The 14,008-nt window shown below is 58.5% G+C and carries 15 protein-coding genes; 3 read left to right on the forward strand and 12 right to left on the reverse strand.

Features of this window, described 5'->3' with window-relative positions; all coding sequences use genetic code 11:
• Window positions 1-174 precede the first annotated feature (174 nt).
• The 3 genes from ACJJVH_RS11565 (at window position 175) to ACJJVH_RS11575 (ending at window position 1,677) form a co-directional block, all read left to right on the forward strand.
• Window positions 175-414 carry a hypothetical protein gene (locus ACJJVH_RS11565; protein ID WP_412063964.1) on the forward strand — a complete coding sequence of 80 codons (240 nt, stop codon included), beginning with the start codon at window positions 175-177 and terminating at the stop codon, window positions 412-414.
• 191 nt (window positions 415-605) lie between these two features.
• Complete coding sequence (locus ACJJVH_RS11570) at window positions 606-1,256, forward strand: ABC transporter permease (protein ID WP_412063965.1); 651 nt, start codon at window positions 606-608, stop codon at window positions 1,254-1,256.
• 139 nt (window positions 1,257-1,395) lie between these two features.
• Window positions 1,396-1,677 (forward strand): hypothetical protein, encoded by a 282-nt coding sequence (locus ACJJVH_RS11575; protein ID WP_412063966.1) that lies wholly within the window; start codon window positions 1,396-1,398, stop codon window positions 1,675-1,677.
• Window positions 1,678-1,819: 142 nt separating this feature from the next.
• Here the strand turns inward: ACJJVH_RS11575 and ACJJVH_RS11580 are convergent, their stop codons facing one another.
• The 12 genes from ACJJVH_RS11580 to ACJJVH_RS11635 all read right to left on the reverse strand — a co-directional run bounded on the left by ACJJVH_RS11580 (window position 1,820) and on the right by ACJJVH_RS11635 (window position 13,981).
• Window positions 1,820-4,312 (reverse strand): glycosyl hydrolase family 28-related protein, encoded by a 2,493-nt coding sequence (locus ACJJVH_RS11580; RefSeq protein ID WP_412063967.1) that lies wholly within the window; start codon window positions 4,310-4,312, stop codon window positions 1,820-1,822.
• 61 nt (window positions 4,313-4,373) lie between these two features.
• The gene (locus tag ACJJVH_RS11585; RefSeq protein ID WP_412063968.1) at window positions 4,374-6,560 is read right to left on the reverse strand and encodes a hypothetical protein; all 2,187 of its coding nucleotides are present in this window, start codon (window positions 6,558-6,560) and stop codon (window positions 4,374-4,376) included.
• Entirely contained in the window at window positions 6,557-6,964 is a 408-nt protein-coding gene (locus tag ACJJVH_RS11590; RefSeq protein WP_412063969.1) for a DUF6950 family protein, read from the reverse strand. Before ACJJVH_RS11590 ends, ACJJVH_RS11585 begins: the two co-directional genes overlap by 4 nt.
• A 15-nt stretch (window positions 6,965-6,979) precedes the next feature.
• Complete coding sequence (locus ACJJVH_RS11595) at window positions 6,980-7,579, reverse strand: hypothetical protein (protein WP_412063970.1); 600 nt, start codon at window positions 7,577-7,579, stop codon at window positions 6,980-6,982.
• Entirely contained in the window at window positions 7,579-8,310 is a 732-nt protein-coding gene (locus tag ACJJVH_RS11600; protein ID WP_412063971.1) for a hypothetical protein, read from the reverse strand. The genes ACJJVH_RS11595 and ACJJVH_RS11600 overlap by 1 nt, the downstream gene beginning before the upstream one ends.
• Before the next feature lie 28 nt (window positions 8,311-8,338).
• Window positions 8,339-11,590, reverse strand: a complete 3,252-nt coding sequence (locus ACJJVH_RS11605) for a phage tail tip lysozyme (protein WP_412063972.1) — start codon at window positions 11,588-11,590, stop codon at window positions 8,339-8,341.
• Window positions 11,591-11,601: 11 nt separating this feature from the next.
• Entirely contained in the window at window positions 11,602-11,772 is a 171-nt protein-coding gene (locus ACJJVH_RS11610) for a phage tail assembly chaperone (RefSeq protein ID WP_412063973.1), read from the reverse strand.
• A 26-nt stretch (window positions 11,773-11,798) separates the two neighbouring features.
• A complete protein-coding gene (locus ACJJVH_RS11615) occupies window positions 11,799-12,182 on the reverse strand; it encodes a hypothetical protein (RefSeq protein ID WP_412063974.1) in 384 nt (127 codons plus the stop codon).
• Window positions 12,183-12,193: 11 nt separating this feature from the next.
• Window positions 12,194-12,640: a phage tail tube protein gene (locus tag ACJJVH_RS11620; protein WP_412063975.1), complete on the reverse strand. Its 447-nt coding sequence runs from the start codon at window positions 12,638-12,640 to the stop codon at window positions 12,194-12,196.
• A 35-nt stretch (window positions 12,641-12,675) separates the two neighbouring features.
• Window positions 12,676-13,086 carry a DUF3168 domain-containing protein gene (locus ACJJVH_RS11625; protein ID WP_412063976.1) on the reverse strand — a complete coding sequence of 137 codons (411 nt, stop codon included), beginning with the start codon at window positions 13,084-13,086 and terminating at the stop codon, window positions 12,676-12,678.
• A gap of 2 nt (window positions 13,087-13,088) precedes the next feature.
• Window positions 13,089-13,595, reverse strand: a complete 507-nt coding sequence (locus tag ACJJVH_RS11630; protein ID WP_412063977.1) for an HK97 gp10 family phage protein — start codon at window positions 13,593-13,595, stop codon at window positions 13,089-13,091.
• Window positions 13,595-13,981: a head-tail adaptor protein gene (locus ACJJVH_RS11635; RefSeq protein ID WP_412063978.1), complete on the reverse strand. Its 387-nt coding sequence runs from the start codon at window positions 13,979-13,981 to the stop codon at window positions 13,595-13,597. Before ACJJVH_RS11635 ends, ACJJVH_RS11630 begins: the two co-directional genes overlap by 1 nt.
• Window positions 13,982-14,008 lie beyond the last annotated feature (27 nt).

Below are 14,008 nucleotides of genomic sequence, written 5' to 3' on the forward strand. Positions count from 1 at the left end.
ATCCCCGTTCTAAATATGACCCTCAGTATCACCAATTTCCCCAACCTCCTACAGGCGGATAAAGCGAGGGTTAACGGCACGCTCTGGTCGAGTCAACGTTCCGACGCTTTCCAGTCAAAATGTAACCATGCTAGGATGCCGGCAAAACTTCAAAAAAGAATGACAGGAATCGTCATGCAAGACACGGAACTGGCAGATCTTCGCAATCAGTTGCGCGGCATGGGAACAATCCCTTCCATGGCGCTGTCTACGATGGGTATGCAAGAAGAAGTCCATGCCCGCATTGGGGAGATAAAATCCGCTATGCGCCAGGAGAACGCCCCCCTCTGGAGTGATCGAATCATAAAATCGTATCGGATCGCTTTTCAGGGCAGTGCGGCGGCAATAGACACCAATAGCGAACATTTAGTTTAGAACACGGCCATCTTCGATGAGAGAGCTGCAATATGCATAATAGACGATCGCTTACGCACAAATATCCTATAATCGAAGCTCTGAACTCGAAGCGAAATGTCATCGGTGCGGTTATTCTACGGGACATGCGTACTCGTTTTTTTAACCACGGCCTGGGGTTCCTTGTCGTACCGCTATGGCCGCTGGTGCACATGAGTATCTTGATACTTATTCATTCCATCGCCGGACGAACCCCACCATACGGGGAAAGCTCTCCACTCTTTTATGCTACAGGTTTGGTTCCGACACTCACCTTCATGTACATATCACGCTTCATGGGACTTTCGCTTGTGATGAATAGGGCAATGTTGGCATTTCCCGTCGTCAAGACATTGGATGTCATGACCGGTCGCGCTTGCCTGGAAATTATCGCCTCATGCATAACGCTCACCGTTATCATGCTGATTTTGTGGGGAACGGGTCAAAATCCGTGGCCGGTTGATTTGGAGCGAGCTGTTGACGCTTATCTATCCGTAGTTGTTCTAGCATTCGGTTGCGGCACACTCGTCGGCGTTATCGTAATGTTCTTTCCGCTTATGGTAACAATCTGGCAGATAACGCTAGTATGTCTTTACATTTCTTCTGGCACAATGTTTGTCGCATCGAATCTCCCAGATAAATATGCATATATTCTCGCATACAACCCACTAGTTCAATGTGTCGAATGGATGCGGACGGCATTTTATGAGAGCTACAGCGATAAGCTCGTAAATCCGGCCTATGTCTTAAGTTTCGGCTTCGGAACGCTACTCTTCGGGCTTGTCGTTGAGCGATTTTTTAGAAGGCGCATGCGGGAGACGTAAACTACTTTCATAGAGAAGTGGTCTCGATTGCTTTGGAGAGGCATGCAGGCTGATCGTAGGCCACGGCTTAGGCTCGGGCCAATCGTCTGGGTCATCAGAGGCGTAAAGGCCGCCATCCCAGCCGGTAACGATATCGGCCGTGGCCTTGATTACGCCATCGGGAAGAGGATTATCCTGGACAGTCTTCTGCGAGGATTACATCGACAGATGCGGACTTACGGAAGAGGAAGCTTTGGGCGAGCCGCCCAAACAAGAGGTTGCCGCACCTCAGGCAGCTGACGTCCTTGCCGAAGCCGTGAGGTTGTACATTTTGGAAATGGATCGCTCCAATTTTTTCGTCCACTTGGGAAAGGCAAAGGATCGCCTCATTGAGATGAAAGAAGCGGTCACCTTATACTATCTACAGCGCGGGCAGCCATAAGCTCAGAGTTGAACCCAAGAGTTCCAAGCCGTGCCGGTCCATCGGCGTCGGTACACCGCGTCGGAAATTCCACTATAGAACAGTTGATGAGCCGCGCCGCCGCCTGACTGTGAATAGGTCGCCTGACCCCTGCCATCGCAGCCTAGTCCACATACAGCATGTGTCCCGTGCCACCTGGACCTGTGCCAGCGGCACCCGGTTTGACTGTCCTCAGGGAGGTGGTGGTCCCGTCATTCACCAGTAGAATGAGCGTCGTTGTGTTTGCCAGCGCCTGGTAATTTATGCGGGCAAGCTCCGTGCCAAAGTTGTTGGCGAACCATTGGTGTAACGCATTACCCTTAGTGGAGTACGAAAACCCAACATTCGCGTCACTGCCGTCAGAGGCAAGACGAGGATTGCCGCCAGTGGCCCGACCCTCGGCGCGAAAATAGTTCACCCATGACGACGAAGGGCGGCCCAGGATCAGCGCTGCGGGCGTACCCCGGCAGCCGATAAGTTCCGTGTTGCCGCCAGCATTGAGGGAGGTGGGCGCGGACGTGTTGCCAGAAAAACCACAACCGATAAGCATATTGTCGGCAGCGGTACCGATCTCGTCAAAGCCGACGACGTTGCCGATGAGCTGCAGAGCCGCGAAAGTCCCGCCGCTGCCCGCAGTAACGACGCCTTGCTGTGCGTTTCCTTCGAAGATGCCGCCAGTGAGGGAAATCTTCGCGCCGGCTGACGGATTATTGAAGCCGTGCGCTCCGTTACTCCAACAATGGATATCGGACCCGACCAGCTTTATTTTGCCACTACCGTTCGGATCAGCGATGGCAATGCCGTCCAGCACATTTCCGTAGCTTCTCACGTCCGACAGAACAACGACAGAGTAAGCTTCACCGTCGCCGGCTGCGTCGCTGGTTGCAATCTGGACCCCTCGGGTTCCGTTATTGTACGTTTCAAGGCCCTTGAAGGAGCAATATGCTGGCGTTCCGCCGGTTGGCACGGGTCCAGCCTGAATGCTTATGCCAAACGTCGTGTTGTCATATGCAATGCAGTTTTCCGCGTAAACCTGCAGGCCACGGAAATCGAGCCCCTTGTCGGCATTGCCGTAGGCGATGCAATTCACAGCCCACAGCCTGTTGGCGGACTTCATGTCCAGGCCGTCATACTGGTCAGTGCCAGCGTTATGCCCGTTGTAGCGGAAGACGCAGTCTTCCAGCCAGCAGTCCTCCTGTGGGCCGCTGATATCGGATCCCGTGGGCTTCGCCTGCAGGCCAAGTCCATACCCGGACGCGTTCTGGAAAATACATGCCTTGGCGCGGAGACGCTTGTAACCGTTAACCGTGACGGCGCTCGCGCCGACGCTCTCGGTTCCAGAAGAGTTCCCATCAAAGATGATGCCATAAACTGACAGATCCTCGATGGGGATAGCCGACTTTTGCTTGAGGTTTGAAAATAGCTCGACGTTTATTCCACGATCGAGAGTGAATTTCGTTTGGCCGGGAACACCCACTAATTCAAGGCCGTTGCACCAACCTACATTTCCCGTCATTCGCATATTGCGAGGCGGCAAAACAATCCTCCCGCCGCCATTTGCCTCTATGTATCGAATTGCCCGATTTATGGCCGCGGTGTCGTCTGTCGCACCGTCTCCAACCACGCCCATCATTTCGGCAAACAAAAGAGGGGCGTCAAGCTCCCACCATGCTCCGTCTGCCGACTGGTACTGCCACGACTGAGGAGAGGCAGGAACCGATATACGTCTCTGACGCTGAAAACCCTTATCGCCAACGGAGGTATATCCAAGCAGTTCCACAGTGTCGGCGGAGACAGGCACATCAGCCGCCACCAAATCGCCGACCGTGGCGATACGTACACTGTTAGGCGCCGTCATCTGCCCCTCAAGCGCAGTGAGCCTATCGCCGGCGTCAACGCTCTCCAGGGCGGCGGTACGGCCCTCAAGCGCCGTCAGATCCGGCGAATAGGCCGACGCATTGGTAATATCCGTCCAGCGAATGACCTCAATGTCCGACTGTACCAGCGTGCCATAGGTCTGGACGAAGGGACGGCAATAACGGGCCGCGCCAGGAGAGACGACATTCACATCATCGGCCGCGGCGCGAGAAACCACAGCCTGGACCGTCAAACGGCCCGATCCCGTCGTGACGCCGAGCAGATTTTGTACAACGGCCTGCCCGACAGCGCCGCGTGCCTGGTCGTACCAGGCAATCGCACATTTGATCGCATCGTTATCCGGATCGGGAGAATTGACCCGCCGCTGGACGGCATATTCCACCAGATATTTGCGGCCGGGCTCCAGCGGATAAAGGGCGCGGGATGCAACAATGCCATCGCCAGCCTGCCGAATGACATAGCCGGCGTCATCAAACCGAACCCTGGCAGCATCAACCGATGGAAGTGAGGCGGGATCACCACCGGCGAGCGAAGGCGTGAAATAGGAGGCCGCGTCACCGGGACGTGTGTTGACCGGTTCCGCCAAGGGCACCGCGGCGATCGCCGATTTTCGTGCGGCTGTTTCTGCATCGAGCGCAGACTGATCGGCCTTCGTCGGTACGAGATTGGCCTGGTCGATGGCCAGGTTGACCTTGGCAATAGAATTAACGTCGCCAACCGAGATATGATCGATTGCCATGCCTTACTCCCTGCAAAGGCGTCCGGACATGAACCGGCGCGCGTGTATCGAATGAGTGAAATCAGCTAACCGTAAAGGCGCCTGTCGCGACCGGCGTACCCTCGACGCCGGACCGGTTCAGCGAAACGACCCATGCGTATTTGACGCCGGCCGTCAGAGTGATGGTTGTGCTGGCGAAAGCGCCAGGCGAGCCGTAGGTGGGTGGACTGACCGCGCTGGCCGTCGAGATACTGTCGACCGTATTCCAGTAGATGCGCGAGCCGAGATAGTTGGCGCTGTTCGGGGCTTCCCAATTGATCAGCGCATTTCCCGTGCCGGGAGATACCAAAACATCCGAAACCGGACCGGCCGGCGTCGGATCGGCCGTGGTATGTACCTCTTCCGTCGGCGATCGAGGGCCATAGGACCCATTCGAACCGATATAGCCGGCTTCAACATCGAGATCGACGTCGACAGGCACGGCGCCCGTATTCAGCTCAATAAATCCGCCCGACAGAGACCAATCCGGAAACTGCTGCTCGATCCATGCACCCGGCGATCCGCCGCCGGCGTCCGTCAACCGATAGAAGATGACAGGCGTCCAGCTATCGGAGCCAGGATCTACCAACACGATGCGGAGATAGACCGATCCGCCATTGGCGACAGCCTGGACCGTATTAATGACGCCGGGAGAGATCTCGGCCGTCCCGAGGGTGTTGGGAACAGGAGGCTGTTTTCCCTCATCGGTCGCCGGGTCCCAGTTCTCGATCCTGTCGGCGGGGTATTGAGCGATCTCCATGGTGAAGACGCCATTCAGGATCGAAAGCTCCGCATTTTTATTTTCAACGATCTTGCCGTTCAGTTCCGGAAGGCCGATCGGCGTGTCCAGTCGCACCCAACGGCTGTAGGCGGCATTGACGCCGGAAAACCGGCTGTCGATCTCGCCGCGCGGCTTTTCCTGAAGGCATTCCCATTCTCTCTTTCCGAGCCGTCTCGCCTGACGCCACTGATGGCACCACAGATATTCGCCATCCTTCGACAGCACCCGGCCAGAATCCATCTGCGCAGCGGTATCCTCGAAGTAATCGGTATCGCATGTCGAATAGCCCGTGTCGGGATATGTGAACTTCGGAACAAGACGATTGACCTCCTCCTCGAAAAGGACATCGAACTGGATGCGATGCCCGATCAGATCGTCATCCGTGATCGTCTCAACGCGGCTTTGGCGAAACTTTCCGACCGTGAGCAGGAGCGCACCATCCGGCCGTTCCTGCATCCATCCATCACAGGTCGCCAGAATGGCTTTCGTTCCGACCTTCGGGCCATTTTCCGTCGTGTCCCAACCGTTGCATTCGTAACGCTTTTCAGTGCCGCCGGAAGCTCGAGGCACATCCTCATCGCAGATATCCGCTTCCTCGATCCACATATCGAGAAGAGGCAGAATGGCGATGCGATAATCCCGCCTGTTGCCGAACTCATTGAAGCATTCGTGCCAGCAGAGGATGAGCACGCTGTTCTGCGTCCAGGCCCACGCCGCGGGGTTGGACGGATCCGCATCAATCCGGAAATCCCAGCAGATCGCCCAATCGCCTTCCGCAGAAGCCTGCGGCGCGCCGTAGGGGAAGCGCTTGTTCTGGTTTTTTGCCTCTGTCGATTCGGCGATCATGGCAAGGGAGGTCTGCCCGTCGCCGCGATGATTGTTCGTCCAAACCCCAGAAGCAGCGAGCTTGTCGACCAATGGCGCGTAAGCCGTTTCGGTCGAAAGGCCAAGCCTAGTCAACAATCGGACATTGTTGCCATAACGGCCATTATCGTCATTGGTGGTATAACCGTCCGCATCGATGAAGACTTCATCATTGTGCAACCAGTAGCGATTGATCGAGCGCGAACGGTGCCCCACCAGCGCCTGCGTCGCATACAGATAGTCTCCGCTTGCCTCCCATAGCATGTAAGCCCCGGCAATACGCGTCCGGCCCACGCCCCAGATCCGAAACGGCGTACTCTGCGTCTTCGGCACGCGGCCGCTCTCCGGATCCGGCACCTTCGGCGCCATCAGCGCATTCACGCCGATCGCCAGCGCCGTCGTCGCAATGGCGCTCGACGCCGTCACGGCGACGGATAAAGCCGTGCCGGACAGACCGAGACCGCTCGCGCCAAATATGGCGGTGAACAGCGGCGTGAAGATCGGATCGAACAGAACCTGGCTGTAAAGCGACGTGCTGTAGGAAAGCCCATAGCGCACCAGCATGCGCTGCTGATGGTTCATCATGGCATGACGCTCCAGGCGGCGATGAATTCCGCCCGGCATCCGGCGACACCCTGATATCCAAGGCATGCCCATTGATGCCCGAACTTGATGGCGCCGATCTCCTTGATTTGCATATCAGCGGCCGATCTGGCTGCGATGAGAGCGATGTCGCCGTTCGCGGGATTATCCGTGCGGGCCAGCCCACTCCTTTCGCCGATGCGGCCCACCAGAGCGAGCATACCGCCAGCCTTCCGGATCAGCGCAACCGCCTGCTCCTCGGTCTCGTAGGCGCCCCTATATTCGGCCGCCGGGTCGAAGCCGCGCACATGGTGCACCCATGAAGCACAGAACATCAGGCAGTCATCTCCGCCGATGCCGCCCCAGCAAAAGCGGTGCGGCAGCTCCAGCCATTCTCGCAAGATCATGAATTTCTCTCGAGACTAATAATTCGGCCAAACCGGCGCGATGCCATAGGAGAGGCGCTGGACCTGCTTGCAGAAATCATCGGTCGGTGAAATCGCCTTCTGCTGGGCGTCGGACCAGAGCGTCCGTGTCGCCCGAGAGCGCGTGAGCGTGCCGGCCACCACAGACAAGGCCAGCGTGATCGACGGCTGGCTGACGCCGAAAACGGCCTGACGCGCCTTGGATACATGCGAAGCCGTTCCGCGCCAGACGGGCACGATCGGCCCCATGGGCTGGTAATAGTCGTCTAGTGTCATCATCCCGACCTGAACCGTCGCACCGCGCACCGGGGGGATCGACGCGAGCACGTCGCTTGCCGTCGCCGGATCTATCCCGGAGAGTGTGATGTCGACGCTGTCAGCGGTTCCTCCAATGAGGTTCTGCAACACCGGCAGGCCGACCAGGCGGCCGCCACCAATATAGACAACGCCGTCAGGATCAACGCTCTCGAAGCGGGCCGGAATGTCGTTCACACCGAAATAGATATGAAGAGCCGGATCGGTATCGATGCGCAGGAAGATGCCAAGCATGTGGCTCTTCCGCATGGCGGCGATCACAGTGTCAGGAAACCACCCCATCAGCCGAATGCCTCGCGGAAACGGATTGTCTGCTCGAAGACGACGAACGCATCGATCGTGACCGGCAGCGTGAAGTCGGCTGGGAAATGCGCCACGAAACGAGGCCTGACGAACTCAATCCTTGTGCCGACAGTGACCGCCTGTCGCAGCGGTGGCTGGATCGCCAGAGTGTAGTCATCATAAGGCATCGTAATGCCTGACGAGGCGGCGGTACCGGAGCCGGTCTTGACGCCATCCCAATCGCGATACGCTCGCCATCCCTTTACATCATGCTCGACGGAAAACACGTCGCCGTCGATGTCGCGCGGCGCGCCCCAAACCCGGATATCGACCTGACCTGCATTGAGCGCCGCATCGGAGCGGAACTCACCCCAGACAGTCGGCTGCGTGAACCCGGATGTGCTGGCAAATACCGAGCCGTCCGTATGCGGAATAGTGGTAACAGTCGTCGTCTGCTTGCCGCCAATCGATGGGAACGGCCCAAACCAGTCGGTCGGGATTGGAACAGTGATGTTTCGAAAACTGCCATTCAAGCGCGCGGCGAGCTTGTTCATATAACGCAAGCCCTCTCTCGTGACGATTTTGCAATCGTTCAGGACGAAGGTGGCGACGCCACCGCCGCTCAGTTCGATCGCGAAGCTTTCACCGACCGCATTCCTGCCACCGTCGATGGCGTTCCCGACGACATCGAACTCTGCTTTCGGGCTTGCCAGAAGATCGAGATCGAGCAACGGCTGATTGATCAGGCTTCCCACGAAATCAGGCCTTCTGGTTTGCGTAGCGGGCCTGCACCGTGCCAAAGCCGCCGCGCTCCTGCCGCTTGTTATAAGTCTGCAAGCCTTCGCCAACGCCCTGGCGCACGAGCATGCGAACATGATCGTCGCCACTGGCGCCACTGATATGGACCTGCAGGATACCGGGCTGACGATTGTCGTTACCTATCGCCGCCATGCGTGGCACCAGAGAAGGCGCAACAGGCGCATTCACCATGCGCGGCGTCACGAGACCGCCATCGGCAAATCGTGCGATCGAGCCATTGTTGATCGCCTCCAGCATGGCGCGATGCTTCTTCGTGGCCGCCGAATTAACGACGAACTCGCCATTGGACAACCACGCGGGAACGCTGTCGCTGCGGCTGGTGCCGGGACCGGCGACATGGCCGCCATCGGCAAACAGCCCGGGTTTGAGCAGGCCAGCTTGGGCGGCCTTGAACTGACTGCCTCCGCCTCCGAAAAGTTTTCCTAGCCAGCCAAAGATGCCGCCGCCGCCAGCCGCCACACCGCCCGCACCGCTTCCCAGTGTCGAGCCGAGCTGGCCGAGACCGTTTCCAAGTGCACCAAGCCCTTGGGTGGCCTGGTTCGTCGTGCCACCGAATTTCGACAGCGCCTCATTGGCAGCATTCAGCCGGCCGGAGAAGTTATCGGCGCCTTCCGGATTGGTGAGACTCCATCCCCGTGGCCGCTCGAAACCGGCAAAGGCGGCAGTCGCCGACTTGACATCGGGCGCCGCCAAGAGGCGCTTCAACGTGGCGTTTTCCGGCCCCTGCAGTTCGTTCCATGCATGCTGGAGCTGTCCAGACGCGCCACTGGCAACAAGGCCAGAACCGCCCCCACGATCGGCATGATGCTGAAACAGGCCGAAGGCTTTTCCCGCATCACCGACAGACTTCGGATTGAACGAACTTTCGGCGCTGATATTGCCGAGAACGCCGGCGATCTGGTGCGGCTGCAACCCCTTCGACGCAAAGAAGTTCCAGGCTTGCGCCGCAACGCCGGTCTGGGTCGTCTGCCCCGCGACGGAGCCGTTGAGCGACGATGGCGACAAGAGACGCCCTACCGTCTGCGCGCCAAGGCCGGCCACCCCACTACCAGCAGCCGAATTCGTTGCAGTCGTGCCGCCGCCGAACAGCGCATTGCCGATCTGGTTGAAAAGGTTCTCCCAGAGCTTGTCCGCCTGCTTCATCAGCGCGTTTTGCAATGCCTTGCCGAACGCCTCGCCGACGCTTTCGCCATTCTTGACGAGGCCATCCTTGAACTCGGTCAGGAACGAGGTCACCGTCTCGCGATTATCATTCGCGACGAGTTGCGTGCGGATCTGTTGCGCCTGCGGACTGCTGAGATCCTTATCGTCAAGGCCATATTGGCGCAGCGTACCCGCAATCTGCTGATCCTGCTTTGAAAGTGCAGAGAGCCGTGCCTGATCGTTGAGATCCTGACTAAGCTTCAGCCTTGCGAGCGTATCCGCCAGTTGGCCATACTGATCGATCCTGTCTTGCAACGCCTTCTTCTGATCGGCGCTAAGATTGAGCTTTTCCGCCTTCTGCCATGTCTCAAGCGCAAAACGGGCGTTATCCTGAGCCACTCCATATTTTCCCAGGAGGGACGTTTCCAACTGAATGGAAGCAATGCGATCGCCAGCGGTCTTGAGGAGGTCAGCCTGCTTCTTTTTCAGCTCCTCGGCAGCCGTGGCCGCCTTCTTCTCAGCCGCCTCCTGTTTTTCCACCTCACCCGGCAATCCCTCCAATTCAATGTTTGGACGCGGCGCGGGCTGGGGAACGGCAACGATGCGGCCATCGCCCATATCGACGCCGGGATTTTGATCGGAGATGCGCTTGTTGGCGCTATTGAACGCGTCCGTTGCATTCTGGACATCCGCCTCGGTGCGAGCATTGCGCATGGCTTCGTCGAAGATCTTTTGCGCCTTCTCGCTATCGGTCAGCGGCGTGGGAGCGATATCGCCGAGCTTGTCCACCGCATCAACGAAAGCCTTGATATTTTTCGCCTGCGCAGCAGCAGCCATGCCGACACCTTCGATGGTCTGCACCAAAGGGGCGAGCTTGTCCTGCGCCTCGACGCCAGCCTTTGCGGATTCGCGGACCTGTTTGATGATTTCCCTGATATTGTCGGGCGTACCGGTCTGGTTTTCGATATCGATCAGTTGCTCGACAAATTTCCGAAGGCCGGGATTGTCCGAGCTTATAGATGCGTCCAACTGGCCAACAGCAGAACGGATCTGCTCAATCGTGTAGGTGGCGCCCTTGAAGTCACCCATTGGGATGCTGCGAAATGTCGATGCAGCCGTCCGGGAGGAATCCGCAATCTGCTGTTTGTAGAGCTTTATGGAATCCTGAAGGTCCTGTGTCAGGATCTTCTTACTTTCCGCAGCATACTCCTTCAGGCCGGCTTCAGCCTCCGGCCACGCCTCCTTGATGCGCCTTATAAGCTCTGCATGGTTCTTGATGGCCTCGGCGGCCTTGTCTGTCTCGTTTTTACTCGAAGTAAAATACTGGATGAGTGCAGCCGCACCTGCCGTCAGACCGACGGTGATTAACGACACAGGACTGACGAGCGAGGTGAAGGCAGCGCCCAAGCCGGCAATGGCGCTCCTGCCGCTGCTGAACGTCTGGATGACGTCGGCGAGCTGCGTGCCCTGCTGCAAGGCGATCGTCAAAGGCTTCTGGCCGCCGAAAGCGCCGACGCCGATATCCTGCAGCTGCGCGACGATATTCCCGGTCTGCCATGGACGCGAAGATGTCGGCGCGCTCTCGGACGCACGCGGCGTCTGCGATATCGCTACATTGCGCCCCTTGATGGCGGCGGTCGAGGCAAGGGCGGCCTGACGCTCCCTGCTCATGGCGGCCTGATACTCGGCACTGGATATTGCGCCAAGCGCATGCGCGCGACGGATATCCTCAACATTCGTCTTATACTGATTGATGACAGCGAAGAGCGGGGAATACTTGCTGCGCAACCGCTCCAGCTCCTTTCCCTGATCGGAAAGGGCGCCCGTCCATTCCTTCGCGGCCTTCGTACCGATGCCGGCCATCGCATTGATGCGGTTTTGCATCGACGTCGAGACGGAATCGTCAATTGTCTTGCCAACCGCCGCGAACTTCTGTCGCACACTGCCGGTCAGACCATCAAGCGATTGCTCGATGCGCTGGATGCTGCGGCGCAAGGTCGCCTGATCGGCGCTGATGCTGATGATCAGGTCGTCGGCATTATCGCTCATGCTGGAAGTACCTATCCATATCGGCTCACAAGGGCTTGCAATTCATCGTCACTCGGCGCATCGGACGATTTTCCAGCGCCATTGGCGTCGTTGAAGCCGCGGATCGCCTCGAAGAACTCCGTGAGGGTGGCGCTCCAGAAGTCATCCGGCCGCCATCCCAATCCGCCTATTCCAAGACGCATCCATTCGCGCCATGGAAATGGTTTGTCTATGCCGTCTCGTCGACGGCTTCCGCGTTTCCCTCGTCACCATCGAAGTGATGAGCAAGGATCGCGTTAAAGGCGATGCCGCAGGCCTCGAAGTGCCTAAGCTGGAGCTTCTCGAGCGCCTTCATGACATTTCCCTTGACTGCCAGGAGCTCGATCGCCGCCCATGTGGCCGATGCCTCGACACCGGACAGCCGAATGAAGAGATCGTTCAGGGATTTGCATTGCAGCCTGCTGGAGACAGCAGACAGGCGGCCCATTTCAGCGGCAAGCACCAGCGGGACGTCGCCGATCCACAACGGCACTTCGCCGCGCGCCTCATTGACCGGAAGCGGAAACGGCTTCTCGGTTTTTGCCGCTTCCGGTTTTTTCGTTGGCTTCTTCATCGTTCAGATCCTTACGGCGTCTCGGCTTCGTAGGTGTAGTCCGTGACCGTGTTCCAGGTCGCGCTGAACTCCATGGTATTGGTTTCATCGCCGGAGAGTTCGAAGTTGGTGACGGTCCATTGGGCCTCATAAATGCCGTCACCGGGAACGACGACCTGTGCGTTGAACGGCTCGTTATTGCGCACATAGCCCCTGAATGTCGCCATCGTCGCACCGTTGATGGCCTTGCCGGCGCCCGTGAAGCTGACGCTCTGCACGCCGGGACGCGACGTCTGCACCACCTTGCCGCCTGGGTTGGCGCAATTCGGCGTGGTCGTATCGACCCGATCGGCCGACAGTGTGAAGCTGCGCGTCTTCAGACCGCAGAAGTTCGAGAAGACTTCCGGCGAGTTGCCGTCGCCGATCTTGATCAATAGGGTGCGGCCCCATTCCTGGCCGTCCTGGAATTCGTCAGCCATGTGACTGTCCTTTTCGATGTTAGGAGTTAATCCGGTCAGGCCGGGATTTCCTCGATACGGGCATCGAAGGTGATGACCGCATGAGACGTGGCACCGTCGGCATCGCGAAACACGCGCGTCTGGCTATGAGTGATGAGTGCGAGCCGGAAATGCTGCATGGGCAGGCTCACAAGATACAGTGCGTCGGCAACCGCAGCGGCGACACGCTTGACCTCCGGATAGCCGGTCTGCTGCGACCAGGCATGCAGCGTCAGATATGCCCGCCAGGCGCGACGGCATGTCATGTCGTCGTTCAGCAACTGGCTTTCGCCGAGCGTCACATAGGGATAGCGCGCGCCATCCGGCGGCTCGTCGTAGATGCGGTCGTCAACCAGCGCCGACAGATGGGCATAGGTAGTCAATCGCGTCAGCAGCGCGCCCTGCAATTCGAGATCCGGGCTGGGCATGGCTATCTCTTCATCGCCTCGCGGACACCGCGGTTGACGGCCGCCAGCAGCTTGCGCCGCGCCTGCGGCCTGAAGGCGCGCCAGACCGGAAACAGATGCGGGTGCGCCCGTGAACCGGGATGTTTCACGCCTTCGGCAAAGACCTGTTCACCATCCTTGCCGGAAAATGCCAACATCTTCGCAAGCTTCGGCTTGATCGCATGGCCGCTCGTGCCGAATTCGAGGAAGCGCCAGATAAACATCGCGAAGATGCCGGCCGCGCTCGGGTCCTTCGTGCCATTGGCACCGTTCAGGGCATGGGCGCCCGGGCGGTTACGCAGGAAATCGCCGTCGATGCTTTCGGCGTATTCGAGCGTTGCACCGCGCGGAGCCGCATCGCGCATTCTTTCGGCCGCCTCCTGGGCGATCTCATATTTCGCATCGGCGGCATATTTTTCGACATTCGGCGCCAGTTGCGCCAGCCGGCGCGAAAGCGCCTCGCGCCCGACGATTTTCGCTTGCAAAGCCATCAGCCCGCCAACCCCTGTACGATAAGCATTTCCAGATATTGCCGGCGCTCATCCGGATCGACGATCGTCTTGATGGCGAAGAAGCGCTTCGGCTCGCCCTTGTCGGTCTTGCCGGCGCGAGCATCGTAGACGCGCCAATTCGGCGTGATCCCGCGCGTGTCGGCGCAACTGCGGACGATCAGGTTATAAGGCTGCTGTGATTGCAGCCGCGCCTGCGAAACGCCTTCGACATCGAGTTTGCTTGTGAAGAGCGGCTGCAGGCGCGCCGACATGGTGAAGCGATCGACCCATATCGTCTGCTTGTTGCCATACCCGTCATCGACGAAATCCTTATCCTGAAAGGTCACGCGCTGATCGAGCGAACCGGCACCGCTACGCTTGACCATTCCGCTTTCCTTTCGACGCGCTATAGC

Source organism: Rhizobium sp. SYY.PMSO (genome assembly GCF_046840415.1).
Classification (GTDB): domain Bacteria; phylum Pseudomonadota; class Alphaproteobacteria; order Rhizobiales; family Rhizobiaceae; genus Rhizobium.